Annotated in this window: 13 protein-coding genes and 1 pseudogene; all 14 read right to left on the bottom strand. The window is 65.3% G+C overall.

Annotation, left to right across the window (positions count from 1 at the left end; all coding sequences use genetic code 11):
• Positions 1-166, bottom strand: a pseudogene (locus tag JHD73_RS21700) (cell division protein FtsQ); the annotation flags it as partial.
• A 23-nt stretch (positions 167-189) separates the two neighbouring features.
• Positions 190-1,185, bottom strand: coding sequence for a D-alanine--D-alanine ligase (locus JHD73_RS21695; RefSeq protein WP_199032267.1), 996 nt, complete (start codon positions 1,183-1,185; stop codon positions 190-192).
• Positions 1,182-2,633 (bottom strand): UDP-N-acetylmuramate--L-alanine ligase, encoded by a 1,452-nt coding sequence (gene murC / locus JHD73_RS21690; protein WP_199032266.1) that lies wholly within the window; start codon positions 2,631-2,633, stop codon positions 1,182-1,184. Before murC ends, JHD73_RS21695 begins: the two co-directional genes overlap by 4 nt.
• Before the next feature lie 15 nt (positions 2,634-2,648).
• Positions 2,649-3,737 (bottom strand): undecaprenyldiphospho-muramoylpentapeptide beta-N-acetylglucosaminyltransferase, encoded by a 1,089-nt coding sequence (gene murG / locus JHD73_RS21685; protein ID WP_199032265.1) that lies wholly within the window; start codon positions 3,735-3,737, stop codon positions 2,649-2,651.
• A complete protein-coding gene (ftsW, locus tag JHD73_RS21680) occupies positions 3,734-4,975 on the bottom strand; it encodes a putative lipid II flippase FtsW (protein WP_199032264.1) in 1,242 nt (413 codons plus the stop codon). The genes murG and ftsW overlap by 4 nt, the downstream gene beginning before the upstream one ends.
• The gene (murD, locus tag JHD73_RS21675; protein WP_199032268.1) at positions 4,972-6,468 is read right to left on the bottom strand and encodes a UDP-N-acetylmuramoyl-L-alanine--D-glutamate ligase; all 1,497 of its coding nucleotides are present in this window, start codon (positions 6,466-6,468) and stop codon (positions 4,972-4,974) included. The genes ftsW and murD overlap by 4 nt, the downstream gene beginning before the upstream one ends.
• A gap of 164 nt (positions 6,469-6,632) precedes the next feature.
• Positions 6,633-7,802, bottom strand: a complete 1,170-nt coding sequence (gene mraY / locus JHD73_RS21670) for a phospho-N-acetylmuramoyl-pentapeptide-transferase (RefSeq protein WP_048933141.1) — start codon at positions 7,800-7,802, stop codon at positions 6,633-6,635.
• A 15-nt stretch (positions 7,803-7,817) separates the two neighbouring features.
• Positions 7,818-9,257, bottom strand: a complete 1,440-nt coding sequence (murF, locus tag JHD73_RS21665; RefSeq protein WP_199032263.1) for a UDP-N-acetylmuramoyl-tripeptide--D-alanyl-D-alanine ligase — start codon at positions 9,255-9,257, stop codon at positions 7,818-7,820.
• On the bottom strand, positions 9,254-10,798 hold the full coding sequence (locus JHD73_RS21660) for a UDP-N-acetylmuramoyl-L-alanyl-D-glutamate--2,6-diaminopimelate ligase (RefSeq protein ID WP_199032262.1): 1,545 nt from the start codon (positions 10,796-10,798) through the stop codon (positions 9,254-9,256). Before JHD73_RS21660 ends, murF begins: the two co-directional genes overlap by 4 nt.
• A complete protein-coding gene (locus JHD73_RS21655) occupies positions 10,795-12,582 on the bottom strand; it encodes a penicillin-binding protein 2 (RefSeq protein ID WP_199032261.1) in 1,788 nt (595 codons plus the stop codon). The genes JHD73_RS21660 and JHD73_RS21655 overlap by 4 nt, the downstream gene beginning before the upstream one ends.
• Positions 12,579-12,905, bottom strand: a complete 327-nt coding sequence (ftsL, locus tag JHD73_RS21650; protein WP_048933145.1) for a cell division protein FtsL — start codon at positions 12,903-12,905, stop codon at positions 12,579-12,581. The genes JHD73_RS21655 and ftsL overlap by 4 nt, the downstream gene beginning before the upstream one ends.
• A 17-nt stretch (positions 12,906-12,922) precedes the next feature.
• Complete coding sequence (gene rsmH, locus JHD73_RS21645; RefSeq protein WP_199032260.1) at positions 12,923-13,882, bottom strand: 16S rRNA (cytosine(1402)-N(4))-methyltransferase RsmH; 960 nt, start codon at positions 13,880-13,882, stop codon at positions 12,923-12,925.
• Positions 13,883-13,891: 9 nt separating this feature from the next.
• The gene (mraZ, locus tag JHD73_RS21640) at positions 13,892-14,320 is read right to left on the bottom strand and encodes a division/cell wall cluster transcriptional repressor MraZ (RefSeq protein ID WP_021196112.1); all 429 of its coding nucleotides are present in this window, start codon (positions 14,318-14,320) and stop codon (positions 13,892-13,894) included.
• A 363-nt stretch (positions 14,321-14,683) separates the two neighbouring features.
• Positions 14,684-15,151, bottom strand: a 468-nt coding sequence (gene coq7, locus JHD73_RS21635; RefSeq protein ID WP_199032259.1) for a 2-polyprenyl-3-methyl-6-methoxy-1,4-benzoquinone monooxygenase, incomplete at its 5' end; no start/stop codon positions are given.

Raw genomic sequence — 15,151 nt, 5'->3', positions numbered from 1 at the left:
TCACGTGGCGCATTTCGCTGCCGGCCATCGGCATCACACGCACCTGCTGCAACTGGAACATCGGACGCTGCATCAGCCAGACCGCCCCCACGCCCAAGCCGCCGAGCGCGAGCAGCGCATACAGCGCACTCGCGACGGCGTTGAGGAGACGGGTGTTGTGCCACATAACGTTGTGCTGACCAGTTCGGCTTACTCAGGTTTCCAATCGGTACTTGCGTGCAGCTCCAGCGACGCACTGGCCGCCAGTTGCAACACGAAATCTTCGTAGCTGATGCCCGCAGCGCGCGCGCCCATCGGCACCAGCGAATGCCCGGTCATGCCCGGCGACGTGTTCATCTCCAGCAGGAACGGCGCGTTGTCGGACTTGCGCAGCATGATGTCGGCACGGCCCCAGCCACGGCAGCCCAACCCGCGGTACGCCTGCACCACCAGCGCCTGCACGCGCGCCGCCACATCGGCGGGAATCGGTGCCGGGCACTCGTAGCGCGTGTCGTCGGTGAAGTACTTGTTCTGGTAGTCGTAGTTGGCCTGCGGCGCGACGATGCGGATGAGCGGCAGCGCGGTGGCGCTCTCGCCTTCACCGATCACGGGGCAGGTCAGCTCGTCGCCGTCGATGAACTGTTCAGCCATCACGTCGCGGTCCAATCGCGCGGCTTTTTCATAGGCGGCGGGCAGCTCGGCGACGCTCGCCACCTTTGTCAGGCCGATCGACGAACCTTCGCGTGCCGGCTTGACGATCAACGGCAGGCCCAGGCGGTCGGCCACGGTTTGCCAGACGGTGTCGGCCTTGAGCATGACGAAGTCGGGTGTCGGCAGGCCGTGGGTCTGCCACTGGCGCTTGGTGGCTTCTTTGTCCATCGCCAGCGCAGACGCGAGTACGCCGCTGCCGGTGTACGGAATGCCGAATTGCTCGAGCAGGCCCTGGATCGTGCCGTCTTCGCCAAAGCGGCCATGCAGGGAGATCACCACGCGGTCGAAACCCTGCGTGGCCAGATCGGCCACCGGTTGCAGGCCCGGATCGAACGGATGTGCATCGACGCCGCGCGAGCGCAGCGCCGCCAGCACGCCGTTGCCCGACAGCAGGGAGATCTCCCGCTCGGCCGAGCGGCCACCCAGCAGCACGCCAACCTTGCCGAGGGACGTCGGGTCAATCATCGGATGCGGAACGAACGGACCGGTGCTCATGCTGCCGCGCCTCCGTTCAGATCGACCACATTCGGCGCGCGTACTTCTGCCTGCCGCGCAACCACCTGACCCGGCACTTGCCCGATCGTCCCTGCACCCATGGTGATGACCACGTCGTTATCCTGCACCGCATCCAGAATGGCTTGCGGCATGTCTTCAATCTGTTCCACAAACACCGGCTCGATCTTGTTGGCCACCCGCAACGCGCGGGTAAGCGCACGACCGTCGGCCGCGACGATGGGCGGTTCGCCGGCGGCGTACACCTCGGCCAGCAGCAGTGCATCGACGGTGCCGAGCACCTTCACGAAATCTTCAAAGCAATCGCGCGTACGCGTGAAGCGGTGCGGCTGGAAGGCCAGCACGAGGCGGCGATTGGGGAAGGCACCGCGCGCTGCAGCCAGCGTGGCGGCCATCTCGACAGGGTGGTGGCCGTAGTCGTCAATGAGCGTAAAGCGGCCCTTTCCATCGGCGGTCGGCACCTCGCCATAACGCTGGAAGCGGCGGCCCACGCCGTTGAACTCGGCCAGCGCCTTGACGATGGCCTCGTCCGGCACTTCCAGCTCGGTGGCGATGGCGATGGCGGCCAGCGCGTTCTGCACGTTGTGCAGACCCGGCAGGTTCAGCGTGATCGACAGCGGCGGCTCAGCGTGGCCGTTGATCTGGCGGATGACGGTGAATTCCATGCGACCGTCCACGGCGCGCGCGTTGACGGCACGCACCTGTGCATCCTCGGCAAAGCCATAGCGCACCACTGGCTTGGACACAAACGGCAGGATCTCGCGCACGTTCGGGTCATCCACGCACAGCACGGCGATGCCGTAGAACGGCAGGCGCTGCGTGAACTCGATGAACGCCTGCTTCAGGCGCGCGAAGTCGTGCCCATAGGTGTCCATGTGATCGGCATCGATGTTGGTGATGACCTCGATCACGGGGAACAGGTTGAGGAACGATGCGTCGGACTCGTCCGCCTCGGCGACGATGAAATCGCCCGTGCCCAGTCGCGCGTTGGCGCCAGCCGAGTTGAGGCGACCGCCGATCACGAAGGTCGGATCCAGACCACCTTCAGCCAGCACGGAGGCGACCAGGCTGGTGGTCGTGGTCTTGCCATGCGTGCCGGCAATGGCGATGCCCTGCTTCAGGCGCATCAGTTCGGCCAGCATGACCGCGCGCGGCACGATCGGGATGCGCTTGGCACGGGCGGCCAGCACTTCCGGGTTGTCACCGCGCACGGCGGTGGACACCACTACCGCGTTGGCGCCGACCACATGTTCCGGCGCGTGGCCCTGCATGACCGTAGCGCCCAGCGAGGCCAGACGCTGCGTCGCCGCGCTGGTTCCCAAGTCCGAGCCCGTCACGCGGTAGCCCAGATTCAGCAGCACCTCGGCAATGCCGCTCATGCCGGCGCCGCCAATGCCCACGAAATGGATGTTCTTAACGATGTGCTTCATCAGTCGATTCCTTCCCTATGCCCGTGCCACCGCAACACACACGTCGGCGACACGCTCGGCCGCTTCCGGCCTTGCCTGTTCACGTGCTTTAGCCGCCATATCGGCCAATTGCGCACGCGTCAGGGACGCGAGTGTATCTGCCAGCGAGGCCGGACCCAGCTCCGGCTGAGGCACCAACAGCGCCGCGCCGCGTTCAGACAGAAAGCGCGCGTTGGTGGTCTGGTGGTCGTCCACCGCATGCGGGAACGGCACGAACAACGCCGCGACACCCGCCGCGGCCACTTCAGAAACTGTCATTGCACCTGCGCGGCAGATCACGAGATCGGCATGCGCATACGCCGCAGCCATGTCATCGATGAAGGGCACGGCCTGCGCGTGCGTGTCATCAATACCGGCGGCGGCGTAGTTGGCACGCAGCGTATCGATCTGCTTGGCGCCCGCCTGGTGGATGACGACGGGGCGCGTGTCGGCGGGCAGCAAGGCCAGCGCCTTGGGCACGACATCATTCAGCGCTGCGGCGCCCAGGCTCCCCCCCACCACCAGTACGTGCAGCGGTCCGGTGCGCTCGGCATAGCGCACTTGCGGCGATGGCAGCATCGCCAGATCCGCGCGGATCGGGTTGCCGACCCATTCAGCGCCAGCCAGCGCATTCGGGAAGGCGCACAGCACGCGATCGGCCACACGGGCGAGCACGCGATTGGCGAGACCGGCAATCGAATTCTGTTCGTGCAGCACCAGCGGGCGCCCCAGCAGCACACTCATCATGCCGCCCGGGAAGGTGATATAGCCGCCCATACCCAGCACGACGTTCGGACGTACCTTGCGCACCACGCCCAGGCTCTGCCAGAACGCACGCAGCAGGTTCAGCGGCAGCAGGAGCTTCGTCATAAAGCCCTTGCCGCGCACGCCGCCAAACTGCACCGACTCCATCGGGAAGCCGTGTTTGGGCACGAGCTGGCCTTCCATGCCGTTCGCATTGCCAAGCCAGACCACTTTCCAGCCGCGCGCGGCCAGCAGCTTGGCCACCGACAGCGCCGGGAAGATGTGGCCGCCCGTGCCGCCGGCCATGACGAGAAGCGTGCGCGGAGACGAGCCAGTCGTCATACCTTGCCCCCACGCATCAGCACGCGGTTCTCATAGTCGATACGCAGCAGCAGCGCGAGCGCCACGCAGTTCATCAGAATGCCCGAGCCACCGTAGCTGACCATCGGCAAGGTCAGGCCCTTGGTCGGCAGCAGACCCAGGTTCACGCCCATGTTGATGAACGCTTGCCAGCCGATCCAGATACCCAGCCCCTTGGCGACCAGGCCAGCGAACGTGCGGTCGAGCTGCAGCGCAGTGCGACCGATCTCGAAGGCGCGGCGCACCATCCAATAGAACAGCAGGATCACGATCAGCACGCCAACAAAACCGAGTTCCTCGCCGATCACGGCGAGGATGAAGTCGGTGTGCGCCTCCGGCAGGTAGTGCAGCTTTTCGATGCTGCCGCCCAGCCCAACGCCCGTCCATTCGCCACGGCCGAACGCAATCAGCGAGTGCGTAAGCTGGTAAGCCTTGCCCTGCGCGTATTCCTCTTGCCACGGATTCAGGTACGCGAAGATCCGCTCGCGACGCCACGGCGACGCCACGATCAGCAGCGAGAACGTCGACACTGCCGTCAGCACCAGCCCACCGAACAGCTTACCGTTCACGCCGCCCAGGAAAAGAATGCCCATGGCCACGGCCGCGATCACCAGGAACGCGCCCATGTCCGGCTCCAACAGCAGCAGCGACCCGACGAAGGCCACCGCCACGCCCATCGGCAGGAAGCCCTTGCGCACGCTCTGCATCCAGTCCTGCTTGCGCACCGTGTAGTTGGCGGCGTACAGCACCACCGCCAGCTTCATGAGCTCCGACGGCTGGAAATTCATGACACCCAGCGGCAGCCAGCGCCTCGCACCGTTCACACCCTTACCGACGTGCGGGATCAACACGATGATCAGCAGCACCAGCGCGATGATGAAAAGCTTGGGCGCGTACTTGTCCCAGAACTTGACCGGGATCTGGAACGCCACGACAGCCCCCACCACACCGATCACCAGCGAGAAGATGTGGCGCACCAGGAAGTGCCCGTTGCTGTAGTTGGCGTACTTGGGCGAATCCGGCAGGGCGATCGATGCCGAATACACCATCACCAGCCCGAGGCCGAGCAGCACGATCGCCACCCACATCAGCGGCTGGTCGTACTCCATCATCTTGGAGCGCGTGGGCTTGACGCCCGAAACAGCATCGCGCAGGCCACCCCACGCGCTGCCGATGGTGGCGCCGATGAAGCCGCTGCGCTTGATCTGGGTGTCGCTCATAGGACGACTCCTCGGTCAGCCGCCAGTGCGGCCACGGCCTCATGGAATACCTGGGCGCGGTGTTCGTAGTTGCGGAACATGTCAAAGCTCGCGCACGCAGGTGACAGCAGCACGGCGTCCCCCGCCTGGGCGCGCGCGGCTGCCTCTTGCACGGCAGCTTCCAGCGTCGGCGCATCGACCAGCGTGACACCGGTATTGGCCAATGCCTCACGAATCTGCGGCGCATCGCGGCCGATCAGCACCACGGCACGCGCGTACTGCGCCACGGGTGCGGCCAGCGGTGAGAAGTCTTGCCCCTTGCCGTCGCCACCCGCGATCAGCACGACATGCTTGGACAGACCCGACAGCGCTGCCACTGTCGCGCCAACGTTGGTGCCCTTGCTGTCGTCAAAGAATTCGAGATCATCAAACGCGGCGATCAGCTCGACGCGGTGCGGTTCACCGGCGTAGTCGCGCAGACCGTGCAGCAGCGCGCTCACCGGCAGACCGATGGCGCGGCACAGTGCCAGCGCGGCCATCGCGTTGGTGGCGTTGTGCAAGCCGCGGATGCGCAGCGCGTCGGCGGGCATCAGGCGCTTCAGACGCACGGGCACCGGCACGGCAGGCGTGGTGTCGCCCTTCTTACGGCGCGTGGGCTTGGGCAAATCATCTTCATCGGCCTCAGCCAACACAATCCACGGCATGCCACCTTCGCGCAGAAGGCCGAGTGCATCCGGCGTGGCCGGCTCGTCGGTCCCGAAGGTAACGTTGCCACCCTTGCTGGCGAACGCCATCACACCGGCGTCCTGACGGTTCAGCACACGCACGGTGTTGGCGCCGAAGATGCGGCCTTTGGCAGCCGCGTAGGCTTCCATCGTGCCGTGCCAGTCGAGGTGATCCTGCGTGATATTCAGGATGGTGGCGGCGTCGGCATCCAGCGTGTGCGTGGTTTCCAGTTGGAAGCTGGAGAGCTCCAGCACCCACACGTCCGGCAGCGTGCCAGCGTCGACACACTCGGTCAGCTTATCCAGCGCCGACGGGCTGATGTTGCCCGCCACGCCAACGGTCTTACCGGCGCGTTCAGCCAAAGCGCCGGTGAGCGCAGTGGTAGTCGTCTTGCCGTTGGTACCCGTGATGGCCAGCACGCGCGGTGCGTAGCCCCGCGCGGACTTGAGGCCGGCGAGTGCACGCGCAAACAGTTCGATCTCGCCCCACACCGGCACGGTGCGCTCTTTGGCGGCAGCCAGCAGCGCAGCGACGTTGGCGTCCAGCGGCGACAGGCCCGGGCTGATCGCCACCAGCGTCACGCCTTCGAGCAACGAGCCCGTGAACGGACCGCTCACAAACTCAGCATCCGGCACATGCGCACGCAGCGTCGGCAGATTGGCCGGCGCCTCGCGCGTATCGGCCACACGCACGCGTGCGCCATGGCGAGCGCACCAACGCGCCATCGCCAGGCCGGACTCACCCAGGCCGAGAACCAGCACGAACGGTGCTTCCTGCTCGCCGAACATGCGCGGCTCCTGCGCGGTCTCGGCTGCAGGCATCGACTCAGCGGAGTCGAACGTGGCGGCCACAGCTTCCACGTCCGTACCCACGACGGATTCAGCCGCCGCTTCCGTCAGCGTCGGTTCCATGTCGTCGTCGGGGTGAGCGATGGGTTCGGTCATGTCCGTTCTCACCGCAGCTTCAGGGTCGACAGGCCGATCAGCACCAGCATCATGGTGATGACCCAGAAGCGCACGACCACCTGCGTCTCCTTCCAGCCGCTCAGCTCGAAGTGGTGGTGCAGCGGCGCCATGCGGAACAGACGCCGGCCCTCGCCGTAACGCTTCTTGGTGAACTTGAACCACGTCACCTGCAGCATCACCGAGAGCGTCTCGACCACGAAGATGCCGCCCATGATGAACAGCACGATCTCCTGGCGCACGATCACGGCAATGGTGCCGAGTGCCCCGCCCAGCGCCAGCGCGCCAACGTCACCCATGAACACCTGTGCCGGATGCGCGTTGAACCACAGGAAGGCAAGCCCTGCCCCGGCCATGGCCGAGCAGAAGATCAGCAGCTCGCCCGCGCCCGGAATGTGCGGGAACAGCAAGTACTTGCTGTACACGGCACTGCCCATCACGTAGGCGAAGATGCCCAGCGCGCTGCCCACCAGCACCACCGGCATGATGACGAGACCATCGAGGCCATCCGTCAGGTTCACCGCGTTGCTGGAGCCGACGATCACGAGGTACGTCAGGATGATGAAGCCGAACACGCCCAGCGGGTAGCTGACTTCCTTGAAGAACGGCACGATCAGGTGCGACTTGGCCGGCAGGTTGATCGACAGGCCGCTGCGCACCCAGTCCAGGAAGAGTTCGAGCACACGCATGTTGCTCGTCTCCGACACCGAGAACGCCAGGTACGCGGCAGCAAACAGGCCGATCACCGTCTGCCAGAAGAACTTCTCACGCGAGGACATGCCCTTCGGATCGCGGTGCACGACCTTGCGGTAGTCGTCCACCCAGCCAATCGCGCCGTAACCAAGCGTGACGAGCAGCACGATCCAGATGAAGCGGTTGCCCCAGTCGGCCCACAGCAGCGTGGACACGGCAATACCGATCAGCACCAGCACACCGCCCATGGTGGGCGTGCCGGCCTTGACCAGGTGGGTCTGCGGACCGTAGCTGCGCACGGCCTGGCCGACCTTCATTTCCGTCAGACGACGGATCACCCACGGCCCGAACCCGAGGCCGATCACCAGTGCCGTGAGGGATGCCATCACGGCCCGGAACGTCAGATAGTTGAAGACGCGCAGGAAGCCGTAGTCGTTCTGCAGCCATTGCGCCAATGCCAATAACATGGGTTCTTGCTTCCCTTAATGCTTCTGTTGCGTGGTGGAATCTGCCGACGATGCTGCAGCCGGGTCTTTCAAGACCAACGCTTCGACAATGCGTTCCATCCGCATAAAGCGCGAGCCCTTCACCAATACCGTCGCGCCCGGTGCAATGTCTGGCACGCCTTGTTCGATCAATGCTTCGGCGGATGCAAAATGCCGCGCGCCGGCGCCAAAGGCATCTACCGTGTAGCGCGCCAGTTCGCCCGTGGCCAGCACCGCATCGATGCCGTGCTCGCGCGCGTATGCGCCAATCTCTTCGTGGAATGCCGGACCTTGCGAGCCAACCTCACCCATGTCGCCGAGCACGAGCCAGCGCGGTGCCGGCAGCGTGACCAGCGCATCGATGGCGGCACGCATGGAGTCGGGATTCGCGTTGTAGGTGTCGTCGATGACGAGACCGCCGCGGGCGCCCGGCTTGCGCTGCAGTCGGCCCTTGACCGGCGAGAAGTTGCTCAGCGCCCGTGCGATCACGTCCGGCGCAACGCCAGCCGCCAGCGCACATGCCGTGGCCGCCAACGCGTTGCGCGCGTTGTGCACGCCCAGCAGCGGCAACGTGAAGGCGAAGTGTTGACCCGGCGCCTGCACATCCATGTGCTGACCGTCGGCGGTGTCCGTCACCACACCGGTCACCGCGCCCGCTTCGATACCAAAATCGAGCACACGACGCGATCCCGCTGCCGCTTGCCACACCGGTGCGTATTCGCCACCGTTGGCCGCATCGCGCGGAAACACCGCCACGCCGTCAGCCGGCAACGCAGCCAGCACGGCGGCATGTTCTTCAGCCACCGCTTCCACGCTGACCATGAACTCCTGGTGCTCGCGCTGCGCGTTGTTGATCATCGCCACGGTCGGCTGAGCAATAGCGGCCAGCACAGCCGTCTCGCCCGGGTGGTTCATGCCGAGTTCGAGCACGGCCAGCTTGTGCTGCGCGTTCAGGCGGAACAGCGTAAGCGGCAAGCCAATGTCGTTGTTGAAGTTGCCGGCGGTCGCCAGGCGGGCATCCTCGCCCACGGCCTGCGCGAAGATCGCGGAGATCATCTCCTTGACCGTCGTCTTGCCGTTGCTGCCCGTCACGGCCACCACCGGAATCGGGAACTGGCGGCGCCAGCCGGCAGCAAGCTGCCCCAGTGCGATGCGCGTGTCGGCCACCGTCAGCACGGCGACGTTGCTCACATCCAGCGTGTCCGGCAGCGCACGCGACACCAGCACCGCGGCGGCGCCACGCGCAATCACATCCGACAGGAAATCGTGCGCATCAAAGCGCTCGCCGATCAACGCAACGAACAGGTCGCCAGGCTCCACGGCGCGGCTGTCGGTCGTCACCCGGCGGATGGCGGCGTCCGGGCCGACGAGGTGTGCACCGGCCATCCAGGCGGCGGCATCGGTGGCTTGCATCATCACAGTCTGGGTGGCACTCATGCGTTCACCCCGCGGGCGGCCAGTGCCAGGCGAACATGTTCCTGGTCGGAGAACGGCCGCTTGCGACCGGCAATCTCCTGCGTCGATTCATGTCCCTTGCCGGCCACGACGATCACATCGTGCGCATCGGCATGGCGCACTGCGTGCAGGATGGCGGCGGCACGATCTTCGATCTGCGTGGCGGCATAAGGGTCGTCCATCCCGTCGGCAATCTCGTCGAGGATGTGCTGTGGGTCTTCGCTGCGCGGGTTGTCGGAGGTCAGCACCACATGCTGCGCCAGCCGCTCGGCGATGGCGCCCATCTGCGGACGCTTGCCAGGGTCGCGATCACCGCCGCAGCCGAACACGGCCCACAGCTTGCCGCCGCGCGCCTCGGTAATCGGCGCGAGTGCGCGCAGCGTCTGCTCCAGCGCGTCAGGCGTGTGAGCGTAATCGACCACCACCAGCGGGCCGTCTTCGCCGCCAAAGCGCTCCATGCGGCCGCTCACCGGCTGAAGCTTTTCCACGCGGCCGACGGCGTCTTGCCACGGCACACCAGCCGCCAGCAGCGCACCGAGCACGCCCAGCAGGTTGGATACGTTGAACAGGCCAACCGTCGGCGCATGCACCGTCGCACGGCCAAACGAACCATCGACATCGAAGCTGGTGCCGGTGCGATGTGCACGCACGTTGGTGGCGCGCAGCCATTGCTTGGCGCCGTGCTGCGGGGCAGCGTTGCCGTCGATGCCGTATTCGATGGTCTCGATGCCGGCACGTGCGTTTTGCAGCAACCGCACGCCGGCAGCGTCGTCACGGTTGATGACGGCGGCACGCAAACCCGGCCAGTTGAACAGGCGCGCCTTGGCGAGTTCGTACTCGGCCATGGTGCCGTGATAGTCGAGGTGGTCTTGCGTGAGGTTGGTGAAGACCGCGATATCGAAGCGCGTACCGTCCACGCGACCTTGCTCCAGGCCGTGCGAGGACACTTCCATGGCGATAGCACGGGCGCCGGCACGGTGCAGATCGGCCAGGCTGTGCTGAAGTTGGATGGCATCCGGCGTGGTGAAACCGGTGGCCACCAGCGCATCGACAAACCCGGTGCCGAGCGTACCCACCACTGCGCAACGCTCGCCCTGTTTGGTCAGTGCCTGCGCGATCCACTGCGAGCACGATGTCTTGCCATTCGTGCCCGTTACGCCGATCACGCGCAGTGCGTCCGGCCCAGGCACGCTATACCACTGCGCGGCCAGCGGCCCGGCCAGCTCAGCCAAGCCGTCTACCGCCAGAATGCCCACCGGCGCATCGGCCGGCACCACATAACCATGCGCCTCGGCCAGCACAGCGGAAACGCCGGCTTCAATCGCCTGCGGAATATGCGGACGGCCATCACCGCGCTGGCGTACGTTACCCAGCACATACGCGACGAACACGTCGCCCGTTCTAAGCTTGCGTGTATCGCTGGTGATGTCGGCCCCGGCCGGCACCTGCGCGCGCAGCCAGTCCAGCACCGGCGCGAGGCGCACGGCGACGGAGGGGCGGTCGGAGGTCGGCAAGGCCGTCATTGCAGCCCCCCTACTGGCTCTTCCGGCACTTCCGGGGTCATCACGAGCTGACGCACAGGCGAATCCGGCGGCACGTTCAGTGCGCGCAGGGTGCCGCCCACGATCTGCGAAAACACCGGTCCAGCCGCCCCGCCGCCATAGCGGTTGCCCACCGTGGGCTCGTCCACGCTCACCGCCACGATGATGCGCGGGTTCGACATCGGTGCCAGACCAATAAACGACGCGCGATACTTGGAGCGGTCATAGCCGCGCCCGGTGTGCTTCCACGCCGTACCGGTTTTACCGCCCACGCGGTAGCCCATCACCTGCGCCTGAGGCGCAGTGCCACCGGGCGCCGTCACCGTCTCCAGCATCTGGCGGATCTGCCGCGCCACCTCCGGCGAGATCACACGCTCACCCTGCGGCGGCTGGCCATTGGTGCGGTACATCGTGACCGGGATCAGCTCGCCGTCGTGCGCGAAGATGGTGTAGGCGTGTGCAATCTGGAACAGCGACACCGACAAGCCGTAGCCGTAGGACATGGTCGCCTGCTCAATGCGGCGCCATTTGTTGGCCGGCCGCAGGCGCCCCGCCACCGCGCCCGGAAAGCCGATCTTGGGCGCCTGCCCCAAGCCGACGCTTGTGAACATGTCCCACATTTCCTGCGGCTTGAGCGTCATCGCAATCTTGGTCGTGCCGATGTTGCTCGAGTGCTGGATGACCTGCGCAACCGTCAGCGTGCCGTAATTGCTGGTATCGGAAATGGTCGCGCCTTCAAAGTTGAATTTGCCGTTGGTCTGCACCAGCGTGGTGGGTGTCACACGCTTGAGCTGCAGCGCCAGGCTGATGGTGATCGGCTTCATCATCGAGCCAGGCTCGAACGTGTCGGTCAGCACGCGGTTGCGCAGTTGCTCGCCCGACAGACGGCTGCGATCGTTCGGGTTGTAGGTCGGGTAGTTCGCCAGTGCCAACACTTCGCCGGTCTGGGCATCCAGCACGATGGCGCTGGCGGCCTTGGCCTTGGTGCGCTCAATCGCGGCCTTCAGTTCGTTGAAGGTCAGGTACTGGATCTTGGCGTCGATCGACAGCGTCTGGTCGTGGCCATCGCGCGGCGCCTTGAGCACGCCTACATCTTCCACCACACGGCCCAGGCGATCCTTGATCACCTGACGCTGGCCGGCCGCACCCGCGAGATCTGTCTCGCGCGCCAGTTCCATGCCTTCCTGGCCCTTGTCCTCGACGTTGGTGAAACCGACGATGTGCGCCATCGCCTCCCCTTCCGGGTAGAAGCGCTTGTATTCACGTGTCTGATAGATACCGTCGATCTTGAGCGCGGCAATCTGGTCGGCCACCTCGGGCAGCACCTGGCGCTTGAGGTAGACGAAACCCTTGTCTTCGCCCAGCTTGGCGGCCAGTTCTTTATTGTTCATGCCGAGCAGCTTGGCGAGCTTCTGCATGTCGGAGCCGGGCACGTCGTTCGGCACATCTTCCGGCACGGCCCAGATGGCCTTCACCGGCAGGCTGGTGGCCAGCACCAGCCCGTTGCGATCAAGGATCTTGCCGCGCGTGGCCGGCAGTTCCAGCGTGCGTTGGAAGCGCTTCTTGCCTTCGGCCTCATAGAAGCGATTGCCCGGGCCCTGAATCCACAGCGCGCGACCGATCAGCGCCATGAACGCCGCGAACATCAGGAAGACAACCAGCTTCGAGCGCCACATCGGCAGGCGCAGGCCCAGCACCGGGCTGGCAGAGAACTGGCCGAGACGCGCGCGCGCCGCAGTGCCGTTGGATTTACGTGCGCCGCTCATGGCTGTACTCCTGAAGCCGTGGGCGCGCTGGCCGGCGTGGCAGGCGCCACTGGCACATCGGCAAACCCCTGCAGATACTGCGTACGACCCGCCTGCGCGGGCGACATCTTCAATTGCTTGCTCGCGATATCGGCAATGCGAGCGCTTTTGCCCAGCGCACTCTGCTCATATTGCAGGCGCGACCAGTCGGTGTTGAGTTGCTTTTCTTCCGCCTGCGCGCGATCCAGCGCGACAAACAATTGCCGCGCCTGATGCTGCGAACTGACCAGCGACAGCGCGCACAGCACCAGCGCGGTCAGCAGGAACATGTTCAGGCGGTTCATAGGGGCGGCCTCGTCGGTCAGCAGCGCTCAGCCACACGCATGATGGCCGAGCGCGCGCGCGGATTGGCCGACACCTCGGCCTCCGACGGTTTCACCCGGCCCAGCAGACGCAGTTGCGGCGCCGGCAGCTCATGCGCACGCAGCGGCATCCGACGCATTTCCGGCGCGGCGGATTGCTCCGGGCGCGCCAGGGCCTGCATGAAGCGCTTGACGATGCGGTCTTCCAGCGAATGGAAGCTGATCACGACGAGACGTCCCCCCTGTTCCAGGCGATCAAAGGCAGCCTTCAGACCGGTTTCGAGGTCCGCAAGCTCTTGATTGACGTGAATCCGTAAAGCTTGAAAGGTGCGGGTCGCAGGGTCTTGACCCTTCTCGCGTGTCTTGACGGCTTGCGCCACGAGCGCGGCAAGCTCGGATGTGCGATCGAGAGGACCTCGATCCCCGGATTGGCCCCGGCGAGCAACAATCGCCTTTGCAATCTGTACAGCAAACCGTTCTTCCCCATAGTCCCGTATCACCCTCGCAATGTCGCGCTCATCAGCCTCGGCCAGCCATTGGGCTGCGGTAATGCCGCGCGTGGTGTCCATCCGCATGTCGAGCGGGCCATCCATCCGGAACGAGAAACCGCGTGCGCCTTCGTCGATCTGCGGCGAGCTGATGCCCAGATCGAGCAGCACGCCGGCCACCCGTTCAATGCCGCGCGCGTCCAGGCACTGGGCCATCTGCGCGAAGCTGTCATGCTCAATAGCGAAGCGGGCATCCTGGATGGTGCCCGCTTCGGTGATTGCTGCCGGGTCCTTGTCGAAGGCGACAAGTCTGCCGCCGGGCCCCAGCCGCTCCAGGATGTGCCGGCTGTGCCCGCCTCTCCCGAAGGTTCCATCGATATAGATGCCATCGTCGCGCCAGATCAGCGCATCGACCGCTTCGTCTAAGAGCACCGTTTGATGGCGCAGTCCCGTACTGGCTTGGGTTGTCATCTCGCGTCATCAAAAGGAGAAATTCTTGAGGGCGTCGGGCATGCCTTGCGCCATGGCGGCCTGCTCCTTCGCGGTGTATGTGGCGGCGTCCCAGACTTCGAAGTGACTGCCCATGCCGAGCAGCATCACGTCGCGTTCGAGGGCGGCCGCCGTGCGTAGTTCAGGAGTGATGAGGACACGGCCGGCGGTATCGAGCTCCACGTCGGCGGCACTGCCCAGGAAGATCCGCTTCCACCAGTGGGCTTCCATCGGCAGCGCGGCAATGCGCTCGCGAAAGCGTTCCCACTCGGGGCGCGGAAACAGCATGAGGCAGCCGTCCGGGTGCTTGGTTACAGTCACCCGGCCCTCGGCCTGCAGCTGAAGCGCTTCGCGGTGCCGCGACGGAATGGACATCCGCCCTTTGGCATCCAGCGTCAGCGCCGACGCACCCTGGAACACGTTGGATTCTCTCTCCGGACAGCGGGTGGTACCGCCGTCAACTGGCCCTCAAAACGGCCTATTCAAACCACAAAACTACACTTTCTGACACTGTTTCCCACTTTAGAGGAACCACTTTAGGCGGTCAAGGCTTGCGGCGGGCCGCGAGAGGGAAAATTTGCAATCAGAACAATGACTTAGCGCGCCCTGGTTGAGCGCGTGTGTCACTTTTCTCAATCAAATGAAGGAGATAGCGTGATTTACGTAGAAACCACGTGAGAGAACGGCGCGCGACAAAGCCCGCTGCGGCAGGCAGTGGGCGGCTGCGGCACAAAGTCGGGCGAACGGTTGAGCGCAAGCTGCCGCCGGGTGGCGGCACGCAGCTCAGATGCGGTAGGCGGCGGTCGTCATGACGCGCGACGCAGCGCGCATGGCTTGGCGAATCGGTTCCGGCAGATCGATGCCGCCAGCCTGGCGGGCGTTGTCGCCGTGGCGGATTTCATCGTCGCGCATCTGAGCAACGATGGCGCGTGAGCGGGTGTCCTGTTCGGGCAGTTTGTCGAGATGGCCGTCGAGATGGTGCTCGACCTGGCGCTCGGTCTCGGCGACGAAGCCGAGGCTGATCTTGTCGCCCAGGCGGCCAGCCAGCGCGCCGATGGCGAAGGCGCCGGCATACCACAGCGGGTTGAGCAGGCTCGGGCGGTCACCCAACTCTTGCAAACGCTGGGCACACCACGCCAGGTGGTCTTCTTCTTCGCGGGCAGCTTCGTCGAGCTGTGCTCGGATAGCCGGGTCACGCGCAAACAGCGCTTGCCCCTGGTACAACGCCTGGGCGCACACCTCGCCCACATG

Source organism: Ralstonia sp. ASV6 (assembly GCF_016429285.1).
Lineage (GTDB): Bacteria > Pseudomonadota > Gammaproteobacteria > Burkholderiales > Burkholderiaceae > Ralstonia > Ralstonia flaminis.
The sequence above is the reverse complement of the archived record's forward strand: the minus strand, read 5'-3'. Positions and strand labels throughout refer to the sequence as shown.